At 59.4% G+C, this 23,173-nt stretch carries 19 protein-coding genes and 1 tRNA gene; 18 read left to right on the top strand and 2 right to left on the bottom strand.

All coding sequences use genetic code 11. The features are described 5' to 3' along the window. The first annotated feature begins 95 nt into the window (after positions 1-95). From acpP to BN1936_RS09655, 17 genes are all read left to right on the top strand, one after another. Positions 96-338 (top strand): acyl carrier protein, encoded by a 243-nt coding sequence (gene acpP, locus BN1936_RS09735; protein ID WP_022444184.1) that lies wholly within the window; start codon positions 96-98, stop codon positions 336-338. Between the two features lie 144 nt (positions 339-482). Further along, on the top strand, positions 483-1,712 hold the full coding sequence (fabF, locus tag BN1936_RS09730; protein ID WP_049687274.1) for a beta-ketoacyl-ACP synthase II: 1,230 nt from the start codon (positions 483-485) through the stop codon (positions 1,710-1,712). Between the two features lie 242 nt (positions 1,713-1,954). After that, a complete protein-coding gene (gene lepA, locus BN1936_RS09725) occupies positions 1,955-3,757 on the top strand; it encodes a translation elongation factor 4 (protein ID WP_049687273.1) in 1,803 nt (600 codons plus the stop codon). A gap of 33 nt (positions 3,758-3,790) precedes the next feature. Further along, on the top strand, positions 3,791-4,603 hold the full coding sequence (lepB, locus tag BN1936_RS09720; RefSeq protein ID WP_049687272.1) for a signal peptidase I: 813 nt from the start codon (positions 3,791-3,793) through the stop codon (positions 4,601-4,603). Positions 4,604-4,675: 72 nt separating this feature from the next. After that, positions 4,676-5,563 (top strand): signal peptidase I, encoded by an 888-nt coding sequence (gene lepB / locus BN1936_RS09715; RefSeq protein WP_022444188.1) that lies wholly within the window; start codon positions 4,676-4,678, stop codon positions 5,561-5,563. 25 nt (positions 5,564-5,588) lie between these two features. After that, the gene (gene rnc / locus BN1936_RS09710; RefSeq protein WP_022444189.1) at positions 5,589-6,293 is read left to right on the top strand and encodes a ribonuclease III; all 705 of its coding nucleotides are present in this window, start codon (positions 5,589-5,591) and stop codon (positions 6,291-6,293) included. Positions 6,294-6,338: 45 nt separating this feature from the next. After that, positions 6,339-7,289, top strand: a complete 951-nt coding sequence (gene era, locus BN1936_RS09705) for a GTPase Era (protein ID WP_022444190.1) — start codon at positions 6,339-6,341, stop codon at positions 7,287-7,289. 9 nt (positions 7,290-7,298) lie between these two features. Further along, a complete protein-coding gene (gene recO / locus BN1936_RS09700) occupies positions 7,299-8,051 on the top strand; it encodes a DNA repair protein RecO (protein ID WP_022444191.1) in 753 nt (250 codons plus the stop codon). Positions 8,052-8,122: 71 nt separating this feature from the next. Further along, on the top strand, positions 8,123-9,187 hold the full coding sequence (gene nagZ / locus BN1936_RS09695) for a beta-N-acetylhexosaminidase (RefSeq protein WP_049687271.1): 1,065 nt from the start codon (positions 8,123-8,125) through the stop codon (positions 9,185-9,187). A 187-nt stretch (positions 9,188-9,374) separates the two neighbouring features. Then, on the top strand, positions 9,375-10,577 hold the full coding sequence (gene pncB / locus BN1936_RS09690; protein ID WP_022444193.1) for a nicotinate phosphoribosyltransferase: 1,203 nt from the start codon (positions 9,375-9,377) through the stop codon (positions 10,575-10,577). A gap of 273 nt (positions 10,578-10,850) precedes the next feature. After that, entirely contained in the window at positions 10,851-12,278 is a 1,428-nt protein-coding gene (locus tag BN1936_RS09685; RefSeq protein ID WP_049687270.1) for a sodium:proton antiporter, read from the top strand. Positions 12,279-12,493: 215 nt separating this feature from the next. Then, positions 12,494-14,044: a 2-isopropylmalate synthase gene (locus tag BN1936_RS09680; protein ID WP_022444196.1), complete on the top strand. Its 1,551-nt coding sequence runs from the start codon at positions 12,494-12,496 to the stop codon at positions 14,042-14,044. Between the two features lie 159 nt (positions 14,045-14,203). Further along, positions 14,204-14,467: a 30S ribosomal protein S15 gene (gene rpsO / locus BN1936_RS09675; RefSeq protein ID WP_022444197.1), complete on the top strand. Its 264-nt coding sequence runs from the start codon at positions 14,204-14,206 to the stop codon at positions 14,465-14,467. 275 nt (positions 14,468-14,742) lie between these two features. After that, on the top strand, positions 14,743-16,896 hold the full coding sequence (pnp, locus tag BN1936_RS09670; protein WP_049687269.1) for a polyribonucleotide nucleotidyltransferase: 2,154 nt from the start codon (positions 14,743-14,745) through the stop codon (positions 16,894-16,896). Positions 16,897-17,115: 219 nt separating this feature from the next. Continuing rightward, a complete protein-coding gene (gene tpiA / locus BN1936_RS09665) occupies positions 17,116-17,889 on the top strand; it encodes a triose-phosphate isomerase (RefSeq protein WP_022444011.1) in 774 nt (257 codons plus the stop codon). A gap of 23 nt (positions 17,890-17,912) precedes the next feature. After that, a complete protein-coding gene (secG, locus tag BN1936_RS09660) occupies positions 17,913-18,377 on the top strand; it encodes a preprotein translocase subunit SecG (RefSeq protein ID WP_082164565.1) in 465 nt (154 codons plus the stop codon). Between the two features lie 59 nt (positions 18,378-18,436). Further along, a tRNA-Leu gene (locus BN1936_RS09655) sits at positions 18,437-18,521 on the top strand. A gap of 407 nt (positions 18,522-18,928) precedes the next feature. Here BN1936_RS09655 and BN1936_RS11870 read toward each other — a convergent pair. Together BN1936_RS11870 and BN1936_RS09635 are read right to left on the bottom strand one after the other, a co-directional pair. Further along, positions 18,929-19,363, bottom strand: a complete 435-nt coding sequence (locus tag BN1936_RS11870; RefSeq protein ID WP_267900986.1) for a TolC family protein — start codon at positions 19,361-19,363, stop codon at positions 18,929-18,931. A gap of 289 nt (positions 19,364-19,652) precedes the next feature. Beyond that, complete coding sequence (locus BN1936_RS09635) at positions 19,653-21,452, bottom strand: hypothetical protein (RefSeq protein WP_049687267.1); 1,800 nt, start codon at positions 21,450-21,452, stop codon at positions 19,653-19,655. A gap of 315 nt (positions 21,453-21,767) precedes the next feature. On the opposite strand from BN1936_RS09635, the gene dcuC reads away from it, so the two are divergent. Next, complete coding sequence (gene dcuC, locus BN1936_RS09630) at positions 21,768-23,159, top strand: C4-dicarboxylate transporter DcuC (RefSeq protein WP_022444018.1); 1,392 nt, start codon at positions 21,768-21,770, stop codon at positions 23,157-23,159. The last annotated feature ends 14 nt before the right edge of the window (positions 23,160-23,173 follow it).

The following is a 23,173-nucleotide window of genomic DNA, read 5'->3' as shown; positions in this document are numbered from 1 at the left end:
AAAATTATTGATCCTGCATGGAACCGGGTATCGATAAGAAATGTTCCGAACCGTTCCACGTCGCAGAAGTTTTTTATTTGATCCCGGAGATTTAAATGGAAGAAAATATCGAAGCCCGTGTCAAGAAGGTTGTTGCTGAACAGCTGAGCATCAATGAAGCCGACATCAAGAATGAGTCCGCCTTCATCGAAGATCTGGGCGCTGACAGCCTTGACACCGTTGAACTCGTGATGGCCCTTGAAGATGCCTTCGGCATTGAGATCCCGGACAGCGAACAGGAAAAGCTGCGCACCGTCCAGCAGGCGATCGATTACATCAAGAAACATCAGAAGGCCTGATGTCCGCTGGCTTTTCGCTTTTCGCTTTCTGTCGGGAACCCCGGCTGAAAGACTATCCGGAGAAGCGGCTGGCCTGAGGAATGGGAAGCCGGGAACGAGCCTGGTTTCCCTTTTTTTTGCGTTGAATTTTTGGAGTTTGTCGTTATGCGTCGTGTGGTCGTGACGGGGCTTGGCATTGTGTGCCCCCTTGGTAACAGCGTTGAAGAAGCCTGGAAGAATGCGCTTGCCGGTAAGTCCGGTGTCCGGAAGATTCAGAGCTTTGACGCTTCTGAATACTCCTGCCAGATCGCGGGTGAAATCCGTGATTTTGATGCGAGCGCCTATGTTTCCGCGAAGGAAGCCCGCCGCTTCGATAAGTTTGTGCTGTACGGCGCTGTGGCCGGCTCCCAGGCGCTCGAGGACAGCGGTCTCGTCGTGACGGAAGAAAACGCTCACCGCATCGGTGTCGCGATCGGCTCCGGCATCGGCGGCCTCGTGACGATCTGCGAAAACGCGAACATCCTGAAGGAAAAGGGACCGCGCCGCGTCTCTCCGTTCCTGATCCCGGGCTGCATCATCAATATGGCGTCCGGCGAATTCTCGATCCTGAAGGGCCTGAAGGGTCCGAACGTCGCTTATGCCACGGCCTGCTCCACCGGCCTTCACGCGATCGGCGAGGCGGCCTGCATCATTGCCCGCGGTGACGCGGACGCGATGGTGGCGGGCGGCGCTGAAGCCCCGATCTGCCCGGTCTGTATTTCCGGTTTCGATAACATGCACGCCCTTTCCCGCCGGAACGATGAGCCTGAGAAGGCTTCCCGTCCGTTCGACAAGGACCGCAACGGCTTTGTGATGGGTGAAGGCAGCGGCATCCTCGTCCTCGAAGAGTACGAGCACGCGAAGGCCCGCGGCGCCCACATCTACTGCGAAGTGAAGGGTTACGGCCTTTCCGGCGACGCCTACAACATCACGACCCCGTCTGTTGACGGCCCGACCCGCTGCATGCAGATGGCGCTCGACCACGCTGGTCTCAAGCCCTCTGACATTCAGTACCTGAACGCCCACGGCACGTCGACCTCGATCGGCGACGCGAACGAAAGCAAGGCCGTGATGCAGGTGTTCGGTGACGACGTGAAGAACCTCGTCATGAGCTCCACGAAGTCGATGACGGGTCATCTGCTTGGCGGCGCCGGCGGCATCGAGTCCGTCTTCACGATCCTCGCGCTCCGCGATCAGATTGTTCCCCCGACGATCAACGTCGAGAACCAGGATCCGGCCTGCCCGGTCGACTGCTGCGCGAACACCGCGCGCAAGATGCCGGTGAAGAACGCGATGAAGAATTCGTTCGGCTTCGGCGGCACGAATTCCACGATCATCTACGGTCTCGTGGACTGATTCGCGTAACGACGTAAGGGCGCCCGCGGTGTTTTCCAGGAGGGGCTCTTTCCGACGCAATAAAGGCGCCTCTCGCGGCGCCTTTATTTTTCAGGGCCTTGCGCCCCTCATGTTAGAATCACGCATTCACCCTACACGAGCGGCAGGGCGGCCTCTGAGACCCGGATTCGGGTCCGCTGCCGCGCGGCCGGATGAAGCCGGAAGCGGCTTCCCGACCCTTGAGGGCGGTTTACGATACACACATGCAGAATATCCGTAATTTTTCCATTATTGCCCACATCGACCACGGCAAATCGACGCTGGCCGACCGTCTGATCGAACGCTGCGGCGGCCTCTCGAACCGTGAGATGGAGAGCCAGGTGCTCGACTCGATGGATCTCGAGCGTGAGCGCGGCATCACGATCAAAGCCCAGACGGCGTCGCTGCGCTACAAGGCGCAGGATGGACAGGTCTATGAACTGAACCTGATCGATACTCCCGGGCACGTCGACTTTTCCTACGAAGTTTCGCGTTCGCTTTCCGCCTGCGAAGGCGCGCTGCTTGTCGTTGACGCGACGCAGGGCGTTGAGGCGCAGACCGTCGCGAACTGCTACACCGCGATTGACCTCGGGGTCACCGTGGTGCCGGTGCTCAATAAGATGGACCTGCCGTCCGCGCAGCCGGATGCCGCGCGTGAGGAAATCGAGGACGTGATCGGTATTGAGGCCGATGACGCGATTCTCTGCTCCGCGAAGACCGGCATGGGCGTGGATGACATTCTGGAAGCCGTCGTGAAGCGGATTCCGCCTCCCACGGGTGACCGCGCGGGGAAGCTGAAAGCCCTCGTGATCGACTCCTGGTACGACAGCTATGTGGGCGTTGTGATGCTGGTCCGCGTGAAGGAAGGAACGCTTCACGTGAAGGATAAGATCCAGCTGATGGCGACCGGCGCGACGCATTTGGTTGAGCAGCTTGGTGTCTTTTCACCGCGATCCACCCCGCGCGAGATGCTGCAGGCGGGCGAAGTGGGCTTCATCATCGCGGGTATCAAGGAAATCCGTGACGCCCGTGTCGGTGACACGGTGACGCTCGCCCAGAACCCGGCGACCGATCCGCTTCCCGGTTTCAAGCAGGTGAAGCCTCAGGTGTTCGCTGGTCTCTACCCGGTCGAGGCCTCGGAATACGATTCACTCCGCGACGCGCTGGAGAAGCTCCAGCTGAATGACGCGTCACTGCACTTTGAGCCTGAAGTCTCCCAGGCGCTTGGCTTCGGTTTCCGAGCCGGGTTCCTCGGTCTCCTTCACATGGAGATCGTGCAGGAGCGTCTGGAGCGTGAGTACAACCAGGACCTCATCACGACGGCGCCGTCCGTGGTGTATGAGGTGAAGCTCACGGATGGCTCCGTCGTTCAGATTGAGAACCCGTCGAAGCTTCCGCCGGTTGACCGCATTGAGGAAATCCGTGAGCCGATCGACACGGTGACGATCTTTGTGCCGCCTGAATTCGTCGGCACGGTGATCAAGCTCTGCCAGGAGAAGCGCGGTATCCAGAAGAACCTCGCCTATCACGGCCGTCAGGTGGTACTGACGTACGAGCTGCCGCTCGCCGAAATCGTGCTCGACTTCTTCGACACGCTGAAGTCGCTCACCCGCGGCTACGCCTCGATGGATTACGACTTCCTCGAATTCCGCGCGAGTGATGTGGTGAAGGTCGACATGCTGATCAACGGCGACAAGGTTGATCCGCTCTCCTCGATCATTCACCGCTCGAGCGCCCGCCGCCGCGGACGCGAAATCGCGGCGAAGCTCCGCGAACTGATCCCGCGCCAGATGTATGACGTTGCGATTCAGGCCGCGATCGGCGCTGAGATCATCGCGCGAGAGAACGTGAAGGCGCTCCGCAAGAATGTGCTCGCGAAGTGCTACGGCGGCGACATCACGCGTAAGCGGAAGCTCCTTGAGAAGCAGAAGGCCGGTAAGAAGCGCATGAAGCAGGTGGGTCACGTGACGATCCCGCAGGAAGCGTTCCTCGCCGTGCTGCAGATGGGGACGGATAAGAACGGCTAGTCAAGCCGCGCCGCGAAACCGGAAGCCATCGCCATGGACTACACGCTGCCAATCGCTCTGATCACCGCGGTGTCAGGCATCCTCTGGGTGCTTGACCGCTGGGTGTGGGCGCCCGCGCGCCATCTGTCATCCGGCGGCACCGCGCAGCAGCCGAAGTGGCTCGAGTACTCGGCGGGGCTTTTCCCGATTCTCTTCGTGATCTTTATCTTCCGGAGCTTTGTCGTGGAACCCTTCCGGATTCCCTCAGGCTCCATGGAGCCGACGCTGATCCCGGGGGACTTTGTTCTCGTGAATAAGTTCTCCTACGGGATCCGGCTTCCGCTCTCGCACTTCAAAGTGATCGACGCGTCGTCGCCTGAGCGCGGCGACGTGATCGTGTTCCGCTATCCGCCGAATCCGAAACTCGACTACATTAAGCGCGTGGTGGGGCTTCCGGGGGATGAGGTGGTGTATCTCGATAAGAAGCTTGTGGTGAACGGAGAACCCGCGCCGCTTACGCGCCCCCCTCGCAAAGCGGTCGAGGCTGCGAAGGGCTATAAACACAACTGGCAGATTCTCCGGATCGAGAAGCTCGGCGGGAAGAAGCACGCGATCGTCCTTAACCCCAATATCTCGTCCGAAGTGCAGCCGGTCGCTGGCATGAGCCCGACCGACAGCTGCCGCTACAGCCGCCGGGGCGTGGTCTGCCGGATTCCGGAAGGCCAGTACTTCGTGATGGGCGATAATCGGGACAATTCCGAAGACAGCCGCTACTGGGGGTTCGTCCCGGAAAAGAATATTATTGGCCGGGCGTTTTTCATCTGGGCCAATTTCCACAATATGAGACGGTTCGGCCGCATTCACTGAAAAAGCAGCGCGGCTGCGGGCTTTCCGCCCGGCTCATCGAAGCAAGAATAAGAAAACTCTTAGGAGCAAGGAATGGATTTTCCTCTGATACTGCTGATCCTCACGGTCGTGACGGGCGTCTTCTGGTTCGGCGACATTTTCGTCTGGAAGAAGAAGCGAGCGGAAGCCGCGCGAGCCGCGGTGGCGGAGTTTGACGCCGCGCACCCAGGGATGGATCCGGCGGATCCGGTGCTCTCCGACGAACGGAAGGTGGTGGAGTATAAGGCGAAGCGTCAGCCGGTGTGGCTCGAGTGGACGGCCGGGCTCTTCCCCGTGATTCTGCTCGTTTTCGTCGTGCGCAGTTTCGTGGTGGAGCCGTTCCGCATTCCGTCTGGCTCGATGCTCCCGACGCTGCAGTCCGGTGACTTCATCGCCGTGAACAAGTACGAGTACGGTATCCGCTTCCCGGTGCTGAATACCAAGCTCACCGAGGGGACGAAGCCGAAGGCGGGCGACGTGATCGTGTTTGATCACCCGATGCAGCCTGGCACCGACCTCATCAAGCGTGTCGTGGGTGTCCCGGGCGACAAGGTGGTGTACCGCAACAAGATCCTCTATATCAACGGCGTTGAGCAGCCGCAGAAACCGATCGGCGACTACGTGGATCAGGAATTCATGGTGACGCTTAACGAACGACAGGAGACACTTCAGGGCCACGTCCACCGCATGCTCGTGGATCCGCGGGCTCCGGACGCGACGACCCCGATGGAAGCGCAGACGCACCCGGGCCGTATTCACTATACGGATACCGGTTTTGAAACCACGGTGCCTGCCGGCCACTACTTCGTGATGGGCGACAACCGCGACAACTCCGACGACAGCCGTTACTGGGGTTTTGTTCCGGAAGAAAATATTGTCGGCCGGGCGTTCTTCATCTGGCTGAACATCTTCCACATGTCCCGCGTCGGACACTTTGAATAAGCTGGAATACGAGGCAACAAAGACTATGCTAGAACTGCAGGAGCTGGAGAAACGGATCGGCTATCAGTTTAAAAACAGAGCTTTGCTGCGGCGCGCGACAACGCACCGCAGCTTCAGCGCGGATCATAACGAGCGGCTTGAGTTCCTCGGGGACTCGGTGCTCGGGTGCACGATCGGCTACGAGCTCTTCAAACTCGATTCGCACTTCAGCGAAGGGCGCCTCTCGCGCGTCCGGAGCAATCTCGTCTGCGAAAAGGCGCTCGACGAAATCGCGGCCGATGTCGGTATCAGTGATTTCCTCCTGATGGGCGAGGGTGAGGTTAAGTCAGGCGGTCGCAGCCGCCCCTCGATCCTTGCGGACGCCATGGAAGCGGTTTTCGGCGCGGTGTTTCTGGACGGCGGTTTTGAGCAGGCTCAGACCGTCATCCTGAGGCTCTACGCGAAGATCCTCGCGGACCTCCCCGAACGCATGGGAAAAGACCCGAAGACGAAGCTGCAGGAGGTCCTTCAGGGGAATCACCTGCCGCTGCCGGCCTATCGGGTCGTGAGCTGCACGGGGCAGGCCAATTCGCAGACCTTTGTCTGCGAATGCGTGGTGGAGCATTTCGGCATCCGGACGGATGGCACCGGTACGAACCGGCGTGACGCGGAGCAGCATGCCGCGGCGGCCGCCTTGAAGGCTCTTCAGGAGAAGCCTGAAGCCGCGAAGCTGAAGCCGGCGTCCGCCTGATGCCGGTGCTCCGAGCCCTGAACCGTGTTTCTGGAGAATATTGAGATGGCGAATGAAGAAAAGCAGGAAGACGCGGCACCGTCTGTCGTGATTCCTGAGGAAAGGCCTTACCCGAAGGGGTTCCGCTGCGGCTACATCGCCGTCGTGGGGCGCCCGAATGTGGGGAAGAGCACTCTGATCAACTACCTCGTGGGCGAGAAAGTCTCGATCACGAGCCATAAGCCGCAGACGACGCGTGACCGCGTGCTCGGCGTCCTGACGCGCGACAACGCGCAGTACGTGTTTGTCGATACCCCGGGCTTCCAGAGCAAATATAAGGGCGGCCTGATTCACCACATGAATAATGTGGTGCGGGGCGTGCTCTCTGAAGTGGACGTCGTGTTCTTCGTGATCGACGCGATCGGCTGGAAGAAGGCGGATGAGGAAGTGCTTCGCCTGATCCCGCGCGAAAGCACGGTGATTCTGGTGCTGAATAAAACGGACGAACTGAAGAACCGCGAGGCGCTCCTCCCGCTCATGGCGGAGTCGATGCAGAAGTTCCCGTTCGCCGCGATCATTCCGACGTCGGCGAAGAAGGGCAAACAGTGCGAGGAGCTTCTTGAGGAAGCGAAGAAGTATCTGCCGGAAGACGCTCCGTACTACGACCCCGATCTCTATACAGATAAGAGCCCGCGGTTCCTCGTCGCGGAAACGGTGCGCGAAAAGGCGTTCCGGCTTCTTGGCGACGAGCTCCCCTACGGGATCGCCGTGACGATCGATAAGTGGGATGAAACGGATAAGTCCGCGGAAATCATCGCGACGCTTCTCGTTGATAACGAGCGGCACCGTCCGATCGTGATCGGCGAAAAGGGCGCGAAGCTTCGCGAAATCTCGCGTCTCGCCCGAGCCGACGTCGAAAAGATGCTCGGAAAACCCGTTCACCTCGAAGTCTGGGTCCGCGTCCGCCGCGGCTGGAGCGACGATATCCGCGCTCTGAAGACCCTGGGGTACGAGTAAACCGGAATCATGGCGGGAAACACGAATCCCCAGACGCTGTTAGGCGGGTACATCAACCGGAAGGGCGGTGACCGGGTCACCGGTGAACCCGCCTTTGTCCTCCGGATGGAACCGTGGTCCGAAACGAGTCTTCTCGTCGACTTCTATACGCGGCATCACGGGCGGATCCTCGCCCGGGCCCGCGGGGCGAAACGCCCGACAAGCCCCATGCGGGGAATCCTCTCGGAATTTTCCCCGCTCCTCATCAGCTGGAACGGGAGCGGAGCGACAAAGACCCTCATGAAGGTGGAATGGATGGGGGGCTTCGCTCCGGTGGAGGGAGACTCGCTTCTCTCCGCCTTCTACCTGAATGAGCTCCTTCTTCGGCTCACCCCGCGTGAGGATCCCGAGGAACGGCTTTTTGTCGCGTACTGGGACGCGCTGAAGGTGCTCGCGACCGAAAACACGGCTCCCGCGATCGAAGCCGCGCTCCGCACGTTTGAATTCAGGCTCCTCCGCTACGCGGGGTACGGTTTCCCCACGGAGTTCCGCGATGGCTTCTATGTGCTCCGGGGGGAGGAGCTCGTGTACGCCGGAACCTCGGCGCCAGAGGGTGTCACTTTTTACACATCGGACACGCTGAAGTCCGTCGTAAAATTGGATTTCTCGAACCCCCTCTCGGCCCGGACCGCGAAAAGCCTCTTCCGGGGCGTGATCGCGAGCCTTCTCGGAGACCGGCCGCTGAATACCCGCCGCATACTCTCCGAACTGAAGAGACTCTGAGAGCCTGAGGGGACTCTCTCCAGGCGCGTCATCCGGAGGCGCGCCTTGGGTTTTAACAACCGAATCATTGATTGACTGAAAAGAATAGGAATAAAGGAATGCTGGGACCCGTAGTGATGGATGTGAGCGGCACGACGCTCACGGATGACGACCGCCGCAGAATCGCGTCGCCGCTCGTTGGCATGGTGATTCTCTTCACGCGGAATTTTGAGAACCCGGAGCAGCTCCGGGCGCTCTGCCGCGAGATTCATGAGGTGAAACCCGGCGTTCTGATTTCGGTGGACCACGAAGGAGGCCGCGTGCAGCGATTCCGCGACGGGTTCACGCGCCTTCCGGCGCTCGCCCAGTACGGCAGGATGTATGAGCATGACGCGGGGGAGGCGCTCCGCGCGTCCTGGTCTCACGGCTACGTGCTCGCGGCGGAACTCCTCGCGCGCGGCGTTGATTTCTCCTTCGCGCCGGACCTCGATCTCGACTGGGGGCACTCCCGCGTGATCGGTCACCGCTCCTTCTCCCGCAGCCCCAAAGTGGTCGCGGAACTCGCGCTCGCGATGATCGACGGCATGCACGCGGCCGGCATGGCGACCTGCGGGAAGCACTTCCCGGGGCACGGCTGGGCAAATGCCGACAGCCATAAGGAGCTGCCGGAAGATACCCGTTTCCAGGCGGAAATCATCGGCCAGGACGCGAAGCCTTACGCGTGGCTTGGCTCAGCGCTCGACTCCGTGATGACCGCTCACGTGATGTATCCGGACGTGGACGCGATCCCCGCGACGTTCTCGAGCCGCTGGCTTCAGGATGTGCTCCGCGAAAAGTGCGGTTTCCAGGGCGTGATTTTCTCAGACGACCTCGCGATGGGCGGGGCGCTTGGGCTCGGCGGCATTGTGCAGCGGGCTGAGGCTGCGCTTCGCGCCGGGTGCGACGCGCTGATCCTCTGTAACGACGCGGCGCAGACGGACGACCTCCTCTCCGGGCTCGAGCGGAAGGCGACCCCGCAGTTCGCGGCCCGCGCTTCGCGCCTCGCTCCGCGGCGCGCGATTGAGTCGATGGAGTCGCTTCAGAGCGACCCGGTTTACGTCGACGCGAAGAAGCGGGTTCCCGCGACCGACGCGGATCTCATCGACTGGGAAGAATAAGATCCCGCTTCCGGCGCTAGGCAGAAATCCGAACGCCGGAATGGGGGACGGGGGCCGTCCTCCCCGGTTCCGCCCGCTGTGCGACAATGCGTAGGAAAGATAGAAACGCTCCGGAAGAGTCTTCAGCGCGCTGAATCCTTCCGGAGGCTGCCGGATTATTGGCCCCCAGAGCGGGGGAGGAGAAAGGATGATTATCGAGTCGCTCCTTGATACGGACCTCTATAAGTTCACGATGATGCAGTGCGTACTGCATCAGTTCCCCGGCGCCATTGTGCGCTATCGGTTCAAGTGCCGGAACCACGGAGTGGATCTCCGGCCTTACCTCCGCGAAATCAATGAAGAGATCGATCATCTCTGCAGCCTCAAGTTCCCCGAGAGTGAGCTTGAGTATCTCGCGGGGCTTCGCTATATCCGGCGCGACTTTGTCGATTTCCTGAGCCTCTTCCACCTGAAGCGGAAGTACATCACGGTCACGGCGAGCGATGACTACGAGTGCGGCATCGATATTTCGATCGAGGGACCGTGGCTCCACACGATTCTTTTTGAGATCCCGGTGCTCGCGATTGTGAGCGAAGTCTATTTCCGGCACCACGACCCGATGGATGGGTTCGCGGAAGGCCGCCGGAGACTCGAGGAAAAGTGCCGCATGGTGCTTGAGGAGCCGGATAACGACGGGCTCTTTATTTCGGACTTCGGGGCGCGCCGCCGCTTTTCCCGCGCGTGGCAGGAGTATGTGATCCGCTATATGTCGGATACGCTCGGAAGCCACTTCGCCGGGACGAGCGATGTGTTCTTCGCGAAGAAATTCGGTCTCACGCCGATGGGCACGATGGCGCACGAATACCTCCAGGCCTGCCAGGCGCTCGGCCCCCGTCTCCGCGACAGCCAGACGTTCGGTTTCGATATGTGGGCAAAGGAGTACCGGGGTGACCTTGGGATCGCGCTTTCGGATGTCTATGGCCTGAAGCCGTTCCTGAAGGACTTCGACATGTATTTCTGCAAGCTCTTTGATGGCGCGCGGAATGACTCCGGGGATCCGTTCATCTGGGGCGAGGCGATGATCAAGCATTACGCCGCGAATAAGTGCGACCCGAAGAGCAAGACGCTGATCTTCTCGGATTCCCTCAACATCCCGAAGACGCTCGATCTCTACCGCCACTTCAAGCACCGCATCCGTCTCTCCTTCGGGATCGGGACGAACCTCATGAATGACGTGGGACCGCAGCCGCTTAACATCGTGATCAAGATGATTGAGGCGAACGGCCAGCCTGTCGCGAAGATCTCGGATACGCCTGAAAAAGGCATGTGCGAGGATCCGACGTATCTCGCCTATCTGCGCCAGGTTTTCGGACTGGATCCGAGAGAACCGGCGTCTCCCGCGTCGAAGTAAGCCTCTGCAGTTTCCGATCGGAAACCTAGGGACCGGCTTTTCAGCCGGTCCTTTTTCGTAGACTCGAAAAACCGGAAAAGTCCCGAATTTCTTTTGCATGAGCCGGAAATTTCATGTAAAACATACATTCAGTGCGAAAAACTTTCGTTACAATCAAAATGCTGTCTCGCCACTGAAAGTCGCCCGGAGAGGCGTCTGCAAACTGTCCCGGTCACACTCCCTGACAGCGCGTGTGGCCCGAGAGAGTTTCAGAACTCACCTGAGGAGCGATTGATGTTGTTACAAAGACTGGCTCGATACGCGCTGCCCCTGATGGCCGCGATCATGCCGGCAGTCTCCCATGCAGCCGAAATGCAGGGATCCGATCTGTCCATCGTGTGGGCGATTCCGTTCGCCGGCATTCTTCTTTCCATCGCGCTCGTGCCGCTGATCTTCCCGGATTTCTGGCACAACCACTTCGGCAAGGTGTCGCTTGCCTGGGCCGCGGTGACGATTATTCCGCTCTCGCTCGCTTTCGGGCTTCATAACGGCATCGTTGCCCTGAATGAAGCGCTGGTGGGTGACTTCATTCCGTTTATTCTTTTCGTCGGCACGCTCTTTGTCGTGGCCGGCGGTATTCATATCAGCGGTAACTTCACCGGCCGCCCGGTTGGGAATCTCGCGTTCCTTATCACGGGCGCGGCGCTCGCGAACATCATGGGAACGACGGGCGCCGCGATGCTGATGATCCGTCCGCTCCTCAAGGCGACGGAGCATCGCAAGTATCGGATGCACACGTTCATCTTCTTCATCTTTATGGTGGCGAATATCGGCGGCTCGCTTACGCCGCTTGGCGATCCGCCGCTTTTCATGGGGTTCCTCCGCGGCGTGAGCTTCTTCTGGACGGCGCAGCATATGCTGATCCCGATGCTCACCGCGATCGGCATTCTCTCCGTTGTTTACCTCGTGATCGACAGCATCTGCTGGAAGAAAGAGCACCCGAACGGCGCTCCGATCGTTGATACGAAGCGCGGTGAAAAGGCCGCGATTCAGATCCGCGGCGGCATCAATTTCATGATCCTCGCGGTGGTGATCGGCGCGGTGCTGCTCTCCGGTGTCTGGAAATCCGGCTTCTCCATCACGTTCTTCGGCGTGACGCTCACCGGTCAGGGCATGGCCCGTGACGCGCTCTTCGTCCTCTGCATCATCGCCTCTCTCGTTCTGACGCCGAAAGAGGTCCGCGAGAAGAACCAGTTCTCCTGGGATCCGATTTTTGAAGTGGCGAAGCTCTTCGCCGGTATCTTCGTCTGCATGGGACCGGTGCTCGCCATGCTGAAGGCGGGGTCCGCGGGTGCTTTCGCGCCGCTCGTCGCGCTCGTCTCGAACGGCGACGGTACGCTGAACAATTCCGCCTTCTTCTGGCTCGCCGGCATGCTGTCGTCGTTCCTTGACAACACACCGACCTACCTCGCGTTCTTTAACCTCGCGGGCGGTGATCCGACTGTGCTGATGGGACCGGATGCGGTGACGCTGCTCGCTATTTCGCTCGGCTCCGTCTTCATGGGCGCGAACACCTATATCGGCAACGCCCCGAACTTCATGGTGGTGTCGATCGCGAAGGACCGCGGCGTCGCGATGCCGTCGTTCTTCGGCTACATGGCCTGGAGCGTGGGGATTCTTGTTCCCACCTTCATCTTTATCGACTGGCTATTCCTAATGTAAGGAGAGGCTCCGCGTCAGTGTAGGACGCGGGCGAGGCATCACGCGCCCGCTTCCCTCACAAAGATAAGAGCTTCTCACATACGCCTGATTCCTGACCCGGAATTGGGCGTTTTTTATACGTGCGTGATATTGTTGTTTTCAATAACCAAGCGGAGACCGGATCCGGAGCGGGTTCCCGGAGAAAGCTCCTAAAAACACCTGATTGGAGGTTCTGAATGGACCAGCTTGTAATTTTTGACACGACCCTTCGCGACGGCGAGCAGAGCCCTGGCGCAACGATGACCGGGGACGAAAAAGTCCGCATCGCGCAGCAGCTGGAGCGTCTCGGGGTCGACGTGATTGAGGCGGGTTTCGCCGCGGCGTCGGTCGGCGACTTCCTCGCGATTCAGCGGATCAGCTCGCTCGTGAAGGAGTCGACCGTCTGCTCACTCTCCCGCGCGGTTGAGCGCGATATTGAGCGCGCCGGCGAAGCGATCAAGGGCGCGGCCCGGAAGCGCATCCACACGTTCATCGCGACGAGCCCGATTCATATGGAGATGAAGCTTCATATGACGCCGGATCAGGTGGTGGAGCGCGCCGTGAAGGCCGTGAAGCTCGCCCGTGAATACACGGATGATGTGGAGTTCTCGGCGGAAGACGCGTCCCGAAGCGATCCCGCGTTCCTCGCCCGGATCTGCGAAGAGGCGATCAAGGCCGGCGCCACAACGATCAATCTCCCGGATACGGTGGGGTACGCGATCCCTGAGCTCTTCGGTCAGTTCATCCTCGATATCCGCACCCGCGTCCCGAATTCGGATAAGGCGATCTGGTCCGTGCACTGTCACGATGACCTCGGCATGGCGACCGCGAATTCGCTTTCAGGCGTTCTCGTCGGCGGCGCGCGGCAGCTTGAGTGCACGATTAACGGCCTTGGCGAACGTGCCGGCAACTGCGCGCTTGAAGAGGTCGTGATGGCGGTGAAGACCCGCCCGGATTACTTCAAGCTGGAAACCCGGATCAACACCAAGGAACTCGTGCCGACATCGAAACTCGTCTCGTCTGTCACCGGTTTCCCGGTGCAGCCGAATAAGGCGATCGTCGGCGCGAATGCTTTCGCGCACGCGTCCGGTATCCATCAGGATGGCGTGATCAAGGCCCGCCAGACATACGAAATCATGCGCGCCGAAGACGTAGGCTGGTCGAAGGACCGCATCGTGCTCGGGAAGCTCTCCGGCCGCAACGCCTTCAAGCAGCGTATCCAGGAGCTCGGCATTCCGGTGACGAGCGAAGTGGAAATCAATGAGGCGTTCCTCCGCTTCAAGGACCTCGCGGATAAGAAGAGCGAGATTTTTGATGAGGACATTCAGTCGCTCTTCGCGCCGTCTGGCTCCCACCCGATGAATAACTACTACGGCTTTGTGAGCCTCGATCAGAAGTCCGAGACGGACGAGCGGCCGCACGCGAAAGTGGTGATGACGGAAGGGGGCGGTGAGATTACGACCGAAGCCTATGGCAACGGCCCGATCGACGCGGTCTTCAAGGCGATTGAGGCGCACGTGAAGTCAGGAGCCCGGCTGGATCTTTACTCCGTCAACGCGATTACGGGGACGAGTGAAGCGATCGGCGACGTGGTCGTGCGTCTTTCCTGCGACGGCCGCGTTGTGAACGGTGTCGGAGCCGATCCTGATATTATTGCGGCGAGCGCCAAGGCCTATATCGCGGCGCTGAATAAGCTTAAGAAGGCGGACCCGGTGAACGCGCAGATCGGCGCGGTGCCGACTCCGTAAGAGAAGCAGGGTTTCCGCGTCAGCGAGCGGGGCGGGAAGAAGGAGAGAGACGCCCCGCCGCTCTCTGCGGAAACTTTCTTTTTGCGCTACAATCAGCGCTTTCCACGATGCAGGTTCTAACACCTGTAGTCGCTCGTTTTATTTTTTAAGGTTAGACAAATGTCTGAAATCAACAAGCAGGAAATCATCAAGCAGTATCAGCGCGCTGAAGGCGACAGCGGTTCTCCCGAGGTTCAGGTTGCTCTTCTCACGGCCCGTATCAATGGCCTGACCGAGCACTTCAAGACCCACGCGAAGGACTTCCACTCCCGCCGCGGCCTGCTCATGATGGTGTCCCGCCGCCGCAAGCTGCTCGATTACCTGAAGCGTACCAACATTGAGAGCTATCGCAAGCTGATCGACTCTCTGGGTCTGCGCAAGTAATTTTGCATCTGCAGTATGGTTCGATGGCTGCGGTTCTGCTCAAGTTTTTACCTGAGCGGGCCGCAGTTTTCTTTTAATAAAAGTGTTTTTCTTATCCGGCAGGCGCTGATGGCTTCGCGCGTTGCGACATGGATCCCTTCAGAAAGTGTCTGAAGGACATCCGGGGGGACGCCCCCGGACCTCTGGCCAAGAGGGAATCCATGCCGCAGCGTGCCGTCACGACATAGGCTGACCTGTCAAGAGAAAGGAAAACTTCTTTAAGGAATACAGTCAATATGACAATGTTCAATAAGGTCTCCCGGACTTTCCGTTTCGGCGACAACGACGTTACTCTCACGACCGGTGAAGTGGCCCGCCAGGCCTCCGGCGCCTGCGTCGTGCAGATGGGCGACACCGTGGTGCTCGCCACTGTTGTTGCGAAGAAGGAAGCGAAGGAAGGCCAGGACTTCTTCCCGCTCACCGTTGACTATGTCGAGAAGGCTTACGCGGCCGGCCGTTTCCCCGGCGGCTTCTTCAAGCGTGAAGGCCGTCCGTCTGAGCACGAGACGCTGACCTCCCGTCTGATCGACCGTCCGATCCGTCCGCTTTTCCCGGATGGCTTCTATAACGAAGTGCAGGTGATCTGCACGGTCGTGTCCGCTGACCCCGAAGTGGATCCGGACATCCCCGCCATGCTCGGCGCTTCCGCCGCTCTGCAGATTTCCGGCATCCCCTTCAAGGGCCCGATCGCCGGCTGCCGCGTTGGCTACATCAATGGCCAGTATGTCTGCAACCCGCACGTCTCCCAGATGGCGGATTCCAAGCTCGACCTCGTCGTCGCCGGTACGTCCCGCGCCGTGCTGATGGTGGAGTCTGAAGCCGATCGTCTACCCGAAGACGTGATGCTCGGCGCTGTGAGCTTCGGCCACCAGCAGATGCAGGTCGCGATCGAAGCGATCAACAGCCTCGTCGAAGAAGCCGGCAAGCCCGCCTGGGATTGGCAGCCGCCCGCGAAGAACGAGGCTCTCATTGCCCGTATCCGCGAACTCGCTTTCGACGGTCTCAAGGCCGCCTACGATATCCGCCAGAAGCAGCCCCGTTCCGAGAAGATCCGCGCCGTGTACGAGCTCGTGCATGAGACGCTGAAGAAGGACGCTGAGGCCGCCGGCACCGAACCCACGTTCGATCAGAACGAAGTGGACGGCATTCTGTTTGAAATGGAAGCGCACCTTGTGCGTGACCGTATTCTCCGCGGCGAGCCCCGTATCGACGGCCGCGACACCCGCACGGTGCGTCCGATCGAAATCCGCATGGGCGTCCTTCCGCGCACCCACGGTTCCGCGCTCTTCACCCGCGGCGAAACGCAGTCTCTCGCCCTCACGACGCTCGGCACGAAGCAGGATGAGCAGATCATCGACGGCCTCACCGCTGAGAGCCGCGATCGCTTCATCTTCCACTACAACATGCCCCCGTTTGCCACGGGCGAAACCGGCCGCATTGGCTCCCCGAAGCGCCGCGAAATCGGCCACGGCCGTCTCGCGAAGCGCGCTCTCGCCGCTGTGCTCCCGGATTACGACGACTTCCAGTACACGATCCGTATCGTGTCTGAAATCTGCGAATCGAACGGCTCCTCCTCCCAGGCTTCTGTCTGCGGCGGCTGCCTCTCGATGATCGACGCCGGCGTTCCGCTGAAGGGCCTCGTTGCCGGTGTGGCCATGGGCCTCATCAAGGAAGACAACAAGTTCGCCATTCTCACCGACATTCTCGGTGACGAAGACCACCTCGGCGACATGGACTTCAAGGTTGCCGGTACGGAAGACGGCGTGACCGCCCTCCAGATGGATATCAAGATCGACGGCATCACTGAGGACATCATGAAGCTCGCGCTCGCGCAGGCTCACGATGGCCGTATGCACATCCTCGGCCTCATGAAGGAAGCGGTCGGCAGCGAAAAGCGTGAGCTTTCCACCTACGCTCCCCGCATGATCACCGTGAAGATCAATCCGGAGAAGATCCGTGACGTGATCGGCAAGGGCGGCTCCGTGATCCGCGGTCTCGTTGAGGAAACGGGCTGCAAGATCGACGTCGAGGAAGACGGCACCGTGACGATTTCGTCCGCGGATACCGCGAAGGCTGAAGAAGCGAAGCGCCGCATTGAGGAAATCGCGGCGGAAGTCGAAGTGGGCCAGATCTACGAAGGTACGGTCACCCGCATTCTCGACTTCGGCGCTATCGTCCAGCTCCTCCCGGGCAAGGACGGTCTGCTCCACATCTCGCAGATCGCGAATGTCCACGTTGACAAGGTCACCGATTACCTGAAGGAAGGCCAGAAGGTCCGCGTGAAGGTGATCGAGGCTGACGAAAAGGGCCGCGTGCGTCTGTCCATGAAGGCGCTCATCAATGATGAGAAGCGCGCCGCTCAGGAAGGCTCTGACATTCAGCAGGCCTGATGCCCCTGATGTCTGACATCTGACGCCTGAAGAGGAGGGGGCTGAAAAGCCGTCTTCCTCTCCGCTCAGGATCGAAGCCGGTCCGTTATTCCAGAAATGGCGGCAAACGCCCTTCGGAGTGACGGCCGGCTTTTCTCAGCACTTGATCTGCGTCAGTTGTTCGAAAGAACTTTCTTCAAGTAAAATATTCAGTCTTTTCTGAAACAGGATCGGGAGACTATGAGCCGTATTCCGCTCGTTGTTGGAAACTGGAAAATGAACGGCTCCCTCGCGTCGTCAGACGCCTGGCTGAGGGAGTTCCGGGAGCTCTGCCGCAAGGACGCGGTCCGCTGTGAAAGCGGGCTCTGTGTTCCGTCGGCGTACCTTCTCGCGTTCACGCCGAAGCTTGACTCGGAGCCCGTCTCGGGTGAATTCCATGTCGGAGCCGAGGACGTGAGCGACCGGGTTGGCACGGGTGCCTTCACAGGCGAGGTGAGCGGCTATATGCTGCGTGACCTCTGTGCCTGGTGGTGCATTGTCGGGCATTCGGAGCGCCGGACGCTTTACGGCGAAACGGACGAACGCGTGGCAGAGAAAGTGAAGGCGGCGTATGACGCCGGGCTTCATCCGATTCTCTGCGTGGGCGAAACGCTCGAGGAACGGAACGCGGGCCGTACCCGTGAAGTCGTTCTGAGACAGATCGCCGCAGTCCTTTCTGTTGCAGGAATTGAAGCGCTCGAAGCGGGCGCCGTGGCCTATGAGCCCCTCTGGGCGATCGGGACCGGCGTCGCGGCGGGCACTGACCAGATTGAACCCGTGCATGCCGTGATCCGCGGCGCGCTCGAGGAAGCAGACCCTGTGAAGGGCGGAGCGATCCGCATTCTTTACGGCGGGAGCGTGAAGCCCCAAAACGCTGCAGAGATCATCGCTCTGCCTGATGTGGACGGCGCCCTGGTAGGCGGGGCGTCGCTCGACGCAGGGAACTTTTATCGGATTTGCGCCGCAGTGCGGTGATATCGGTTTATAGAGGAAAAAGAATGTCCTTATTAATGAGCATTGGCCTGGTCGTACAGGTGCTTTCCGCCATTGCCCTGATCGTTCTCGTGCTGCTGCAGCACGGCAAGGGCGCTGATCTCGGCGCCGCCTTCGGTTCCGGCGCTTCGGGCTCGATCTTCGGCGCCGCCGGTTCCGGCAGCTTCCTGTCGAAGATGACCTGGATCATCGGCGCGGTGTTCTTCCTGTCCACGATCGCGATCACGATCGGTTCCGGCGCTTTCGCGCATCACAATGCCCGCCAGGCGAGCGATAACGGCGGCGTGCTCGGCACGCTGTCCTCCGTTCCGGCTGACGTGTCTGCTCCGGCCGCGGCTCCGTCTGCCCCCGCTGCTGCCCCGTCCGCTCCGGCGGCTTCGGGCGCTGCTGCCCCGGCTCCGGCTGCCTCCAATACGGCTGATACTAGGAATAACCCTACCACCCCTTCCCAAAACGAAATTCCTAGGTAAAATAACAATCCTACGTGACGCGCAAAACAAAACAGCGCAAAACGTATTAACAATCTAATGCGGTCGTGGCGAAATTGGTAGACGCACCACTTTGAGGGGGTGGCGGAGAAATCCATATGAGTTCGACTCTCATCGACCGCACCAGTTTTAACTGAGTGTTCCGCAAGGAACGCCGGTTAGGGAGTGTCGGAAGCGTGAGCGACCGGTGCTTAAAAAGACAGGGGTGTCGCCAAGTTGGTTAAGGCATCGGATTCTGAATCCGATATCCGTAGGTTCGAGTCCTACCACCCCCGCCAACTAAAATACTACACGGAAACGTGGGAAAGGCCAGAAGATTTGATGATTTTCTGGCTTTTTTGCTATCTGGAAGAAAACACGGTGCCTTGTCAAGGCTGAACGCTCTGATAGGGATTTTTTTCGTTTTTCTGTCACGGCTGACTTTTGCCAGGGAAAAAGTCGATCTGTTGTTTTTTTCCAGTGTCGGAGGCAGAAAAAAGCGCTGGGGAAACTCCGGCGCTTTTGCGAGATAGTTGAAACAGGCTTTAAATGGCTCAGAGCGCGTTCAGACCGAGTGGGTGATTTTTTTCCTGATGCGGACGGAGCCATGCGCGGATGCGTTCTGAAGCCGCGTGGACAACTCTCGCTTCAGCTGCGGACCGCAAGGATTCGGCGTCAAGCACCTCGGTGTGCGGGGCAAGTCCCGCGTCATAGCGTTCCGAAGTTACGCGGAGATTCTCTTCCGCGAACCGGAGAGAGGATTTGGCAGCGCTGAGCCGCGACTCTGTTTCTTCCCAGGTGAGCCACGCGGTTCTCATGTCAAGGCGGAGAACAGACTCAGCCTCCGCCCGGGCATCGGTAAGCGCTCCCGCGGTTTTTTCGCTTGCCGCAGGCGTAGGAAAGAGGTGACGGGCATCAGGAGGTAGCAGGAGTGCTCCATGAGAAGAAGAACATCTGTGATCACGGTAGCGAGCGACTCCGTGTACCAAACCATCATCATGCCGGTCAGCTCCTGGCTCTGCTGCTTCGTGGTCAGCTGCTCAGCAGGGAAGGGCTGTGCGGTGGGGCAGTCGTCGCCCAGGAAAAATCATCCAGGCCCTACTGCAGATCGAATAGGTAGAGGCTGGTGACCACGATGGTGAAGTCATCGATGAAAGGAGCGCAGGATGAGACAGGCAGAAGAAACTCCAGGGGAATTTTTCTCAGCATGGGGAGGCGACGGGCGGGTGCAGAAGTATCATCTTAAGGCCTCTGCGGGAATTTGTTCGGAGTGGTCCCTCAGAGCTGGTTCTGGAAGTAGGCGAGGAGTCTGGGAGAGGCCTCGAGCCGTCTTAGGGGCTCGGTAGCGAGGACGATGGCTTCCTCCCAGAAGGAGGGGCTACGGATATCTTTCTGCAGGTACTGGCTACAGACTTCCTCCCAGGGCTGATGCGCGAGCGCGAGAAAAAAGTGCTCATAGAGAGTTCCGTCGCCAGATTCAGCAAGCTGCGCCAGAAGCTGCCGGGAAACGAGAAAGCCGAAAGTGTACTGGAAGTCGTAGAAGGGCCTCATCATATAAAAATGGCGCTTGTAGGCCCAGATATATTCATCAAAGTTCTGTGTAGTGTCTGCAAAGAATGCCTTCCAAATCTCCTCGGTGAGGTGGTTGAAGTCTCTGGCAGCGAGCTTACGCTTTCCAAGTTCGGCCTGGATGCGCTTGGCGAGTTCGTGCCGGAAGGGCAGAGTGATTAGCTCGTTGGTGAGCGTCATCATCGAAAACCAGAGCGCTGCGCGTTCCGAGGAGCCGCCGCTGAAGTGGCTGTAGAAGTGTTTTTCGAGCGCCGTGACTACCAGCATTCCTGCGGTTTCCACGACTGTGAGGGGAACGCACCGTAGTGGCATGGGAGCCCTCATCAGCAGCCGATGTAGCCCTGCTACGCCGAGTAGGTGCGACAGCCAGAAAGCCGAGGGCATGCCCGGAGAGACATCGGTGAAGACTGCGACCGCCCCCAGCGTGGGCAGGTTGTCGCACCACCCGCCGCCTGCGCGGTTTGAAAAGCGGCGGGTTTCGATCCAGTGATGCTCGAGCTCGTCGGAGACGAACTGGTCGAAAAAGGGGATGATAGGTGTGAGGGCCGAGCGGATTGCGCGTAGCAGCCCTGGCAGAGTCATGATGCTATTGGCTCCTCGCGCGAAGGCCTTTCCTAAGTAGCCGGGCGGAGGCGGGGCAAAGAGTAGGCTCGTATGCAGTCGAGGTTGTCCGAACACCGGGGCGCGCAGTGAGACCGTGCGGCGCAGCTTCGGCAGTGCTCCACGGATAGCAGAAAACAGCGCCGAATACGTCTCGGGGGTGATGTGCTCGGTGCGGAACATGTAGCCGAAGTTTGAGAGTCCGGACTGGGTGGCCGCTTCCTTGCGGCAACCTTCGACCGCGCTCTGCAGGTCGGCGAAAAGCTCTCCGCGCTCTGCGATCCAAGCGTTCATCGAGCAGAAGATTGCCTTGCGCAGCCTCGGGTCATTTGAGTTTTTGAGAATCGAAAGGGCCTGGGAGAAGCTAAAGCGTCTTGGGACCTCGCCTGACGTCTCCGAGTCAAGTTTCAGGATCATGCGGTTGCACAGCTGGCGGTGGAGCGCCGACAGAGGTTCGTAGACCCGGCCTCGAAGCGTGTTGCGCTCAGCGTAGAACGGATCGGGAAGGGCAAAGGCATTGAGCTGAGCTCGGATTTCGGGTTTCGCCAGTTCGGCGGAGCTGGCTGGCAGCAACCTCAGCTTGTCCCGGCATAGCGAGGCGGCCCGTTCAACCTGTTCCGAAAGGCGCAGTAGCTCGTGGCGCTCGGCTGACGCACGCACGTCCGAAGAGGAGAGGCTCAGCGCTCCGCGCGTGGCTGTGAGCAGCGTCCAGACTAGCTCCCGGGCCTCATCGACCACGCGCGCAAGCTCCTCGAGCGTGGGGCCGCCCGCCCTAAGACCGGAAAGCGCGTCGGCCATCGCACACAGCGCTGCGAGCCTCTCCTTCCCCGACTGGAATTCTCCTCCGGACACATCAAAAATCCCATCTTTGTCCCAACAGGGGAGCGGCTCTGCGTATTTTCCGTCCATTCTATGACTGCCACCGAAGAGTTTCTATCTGAAGACCTGAACCTGCCGTTTCGAAAAATTCTCCCACTGAAAGCCGGCTGAGGAATTAGGGAATGCGCTTAACTAAGAGTTATTACTTATACCATTAAGGTTAATACTAATATTCAATCCGAATTATGGCCGTTTTTCCTGATCGGCTCATCGTTATTTTCTCATAAATAGGTGAAAATACTTAAGAGTTTATCCCATAAAACCTTAAATAAACCCGTTTTCATCTTTACTGCAGCCGTCAGACTCCCCAAAATGGACTTTGTCTATTTTTTTAAGGAGATAATCATGTTGGGCATTGCAATCGGCTGTGCCACTCTGGTTGTCGTGGGTTGGGCCATCCTGAGGGGCAAGTATGCCCCGCTCGTGCTGTTTGCGAGCGGCGCGTTCATGTTGCTGTGCGCCGCGGTCTTTGACATAGGAACTTTCCTGCCCAAGAAAGGCGCGGTTCCGACTGGCAGCGACATCTTCAATGTCGTGGAGTTCATCCGCTACATGTTCTCCAATAGGCTCTCGAGCCTGGGCCTGCTCATTATGGCGATGGTGGGTTTCGCTTCCTACATGACCCATATTGGTGCGAATGACGCATTCGTGCGGATTGCGATCAAGCCACTTTCCCTTTTCAGGAACCCGTACATGGTCCTTGTGGTGGGCTTCCTGCTGGGCAAGGCCGTTTCCATGGTGATCACGTCGGCCGTCGGCCTAGGGGTGCTGTGCATGGCGCTCATGGGACCGGCCCTTGTGGCGATCGGCCTGAACAAAAAAGCGATCGGTGCCATTTTCGTGACCTCCGGGGCCGTTTCCCTCGTGCTGATTGGGGGCTCGACCGCCGCGGCGTCCAAGGCCTGTTCGCTGACGATCCTCGACTATGTCTTTTTCTACAAGATTCCAGCAGGGCTGCCGGTGATCGCCATCATGGCGGTGGCGCACTTTTTTTGGCAGAGCTACCTGGATCGCAGGGAGGACTGGAACTGTGCCGAGCACAAGGGGGAGGCGCTCGTGTTTGATGAGGCGATCAAGAAGCCGATGGTCGACGCTCCGAAGTTCTACGCGATTCTTCCGTTCCTGCCTATGATCCTCGTGGTGGTGTTTTCGCCCTATGTCGTGAGCAGTATCAAGCTCGACATCATCACGCTCATGTTCCTGTGCGTGATCATCGGCATGGTGATCGAGACCTTCCGCTGGAAATTCAGCTTTGACAAGATCAGCGCGGGCTGCAAAGTGTTCCTGCAGGCGATGGGCCGCTCCATGTCGGGCGTCGTCTCGCTCGTGATTGCGGCCGGCGTATTCGCCCAGGGCTTCAAGTCCCTCGGCATGCTCGACGCGATTGTGGGGCTTGCCAACACCGCAGGCTTTGGCGTATTGGGCATGTCCATCCTCTTTGTCCTCATCACCACCGCTGTAGCGATCATTGCGGGCAGCAACGGCGCTTCCTTCTATCCGATCGTCGAGATGGTGCCGAAGATCGCAAAGGACATGGGGGTCAATCCTGTGGCGCTAGTGCTGCCGATGCATCAGGCTTCGACCATTGCCAGGCCTCTGTCTCCGGTCGCCGGTGTAGTGGTGGCCATCGCCGCGATGCTTAAGATGAATCCGCTTGAACTTGTCAAGCGTGCCTCCGTCCCCTGCATCGTGGGGCTGATCGCGCATCAGATCATCGTTTTCCTGTTCACGCTTTGATCCGGAGAGGGCGC

The sequence above is a fragment of the Dakarella massiliensis genome (assembly GCF_001182045.1).
GTDB lineage: Bacteria > Pseudomonadota > Gammaproteobacteria > Burkholderiales > Burkholderiaceae_F > Mesosutterella > Mesosutterella massiliensis.
This window is presented reverse-complemented; position numbering and strand designations above follow the sequence as displayed.

Coding starts and splice junctions, on each gene's coding strand:
- acpP (WP_022444184.1), top strand. CDS start 96: ATGGAAGAAAATATCGAAGCCCGTGTCAAGAAGGTTGTTGCTGAACAG.
- fabF (WP_049687274.1), top strand. CDS start 483: ATGCGTCGTGTGGTCGTGACGGGGCTTGGCATTGTGTGCCCCCTTGGT.
- lepA (WP_049687273.1), top strand. CDS start 1,955: ATGCAGAATATCCGTAATTTTTCCATTATTGCCCACATCGACCACGGC.
- lepB (WP_049687272.1), top strand. CDS start 3,791: ATGGACTACACGCTGCCAATCGCTCTGATCACCGCGGTGTCAGGCATC.
- lepB (WP_022444188.1), top strand. CDS start 4,676: ATGGATTTTCCTCTGATACTGCTGATCCTCACGGTCGTGACGGGCGTC.
- rnc (WP_022444189.1), top strand. CDS start 5,589: ATGCTAGAACTGCAGGAGCTGGAGAAACGGATCGGCTATCAGTTTAAA.
- era (WP_022444190.1), top strand. CDS start 6,339: ATGGCGAATGAAGAAAAGCAGGAAGACGCGGCACCGTCTGTCGTGATT.
- recO (WP_022444191.1), top strand. CDS start 7,299: ATGGCGGGAAACACGAATCCCCAGACGCTGTTAGGCGGGTACATCAAC.
- pncB (WP_022444193.1), top strand. CDS start 9,375: ATGATTATCGAGTCGCTCCTTGATACGGACCTCTATAAGTTCACGATG.
- BN1936_RS09685 (WP_049687270.1), top strand. CDS start 10,851: ATGTTGTTACAAAGACTGGCTCGATACGCGCTGCCCCTGATGGCCGCG.
- BN1936_RS09680 (WP_022444196.1), top strand. CDS start 12,494: ATGGACCAGCTTGTAATTTTTGACACGACCCTTCGCGACGGCGAGCAG.
- rpsO (WP_022444197.1), top strand. CDS start 14,204: ATGTCTGAAATCAACAAGCAGGAAATCATCAAGCAGTATCAGCGCGCT.
- pnp (WP_049687269.1), top strand. CDS start 14,743: ATGACAATGTTCAATAAGGTCTCCCGGACTTTCCGTTTCGGCGACAAC.
- tpiA (WP_022444011.1), top strand. CDS start 17,116: ATGAGCCGTATTCCGCTCGTTGTTGGAAACTGGAAAATGAACGGCTCC.
- secG (WP_082164565.1), top strand. CDS start 17,913: ATGTCCTTATTAATGAGCATTGGCCTGGTCGTACAGGTGCTTTCCGCC.
- BN1936_RS09635 (WP_049687267.1), bottom strand. CDS start 21,452: ATGGACGGAAAATACGCAGAGCCGCTCCCCTGTTGGGACAAAGATGGG.
- dcuC (WP_022444018.1), top strand. CDS start 21,768: ATGTTGGGCATTGCAATCGGCTGTGCCACTCTGGTTGTCGTGGGTTGG.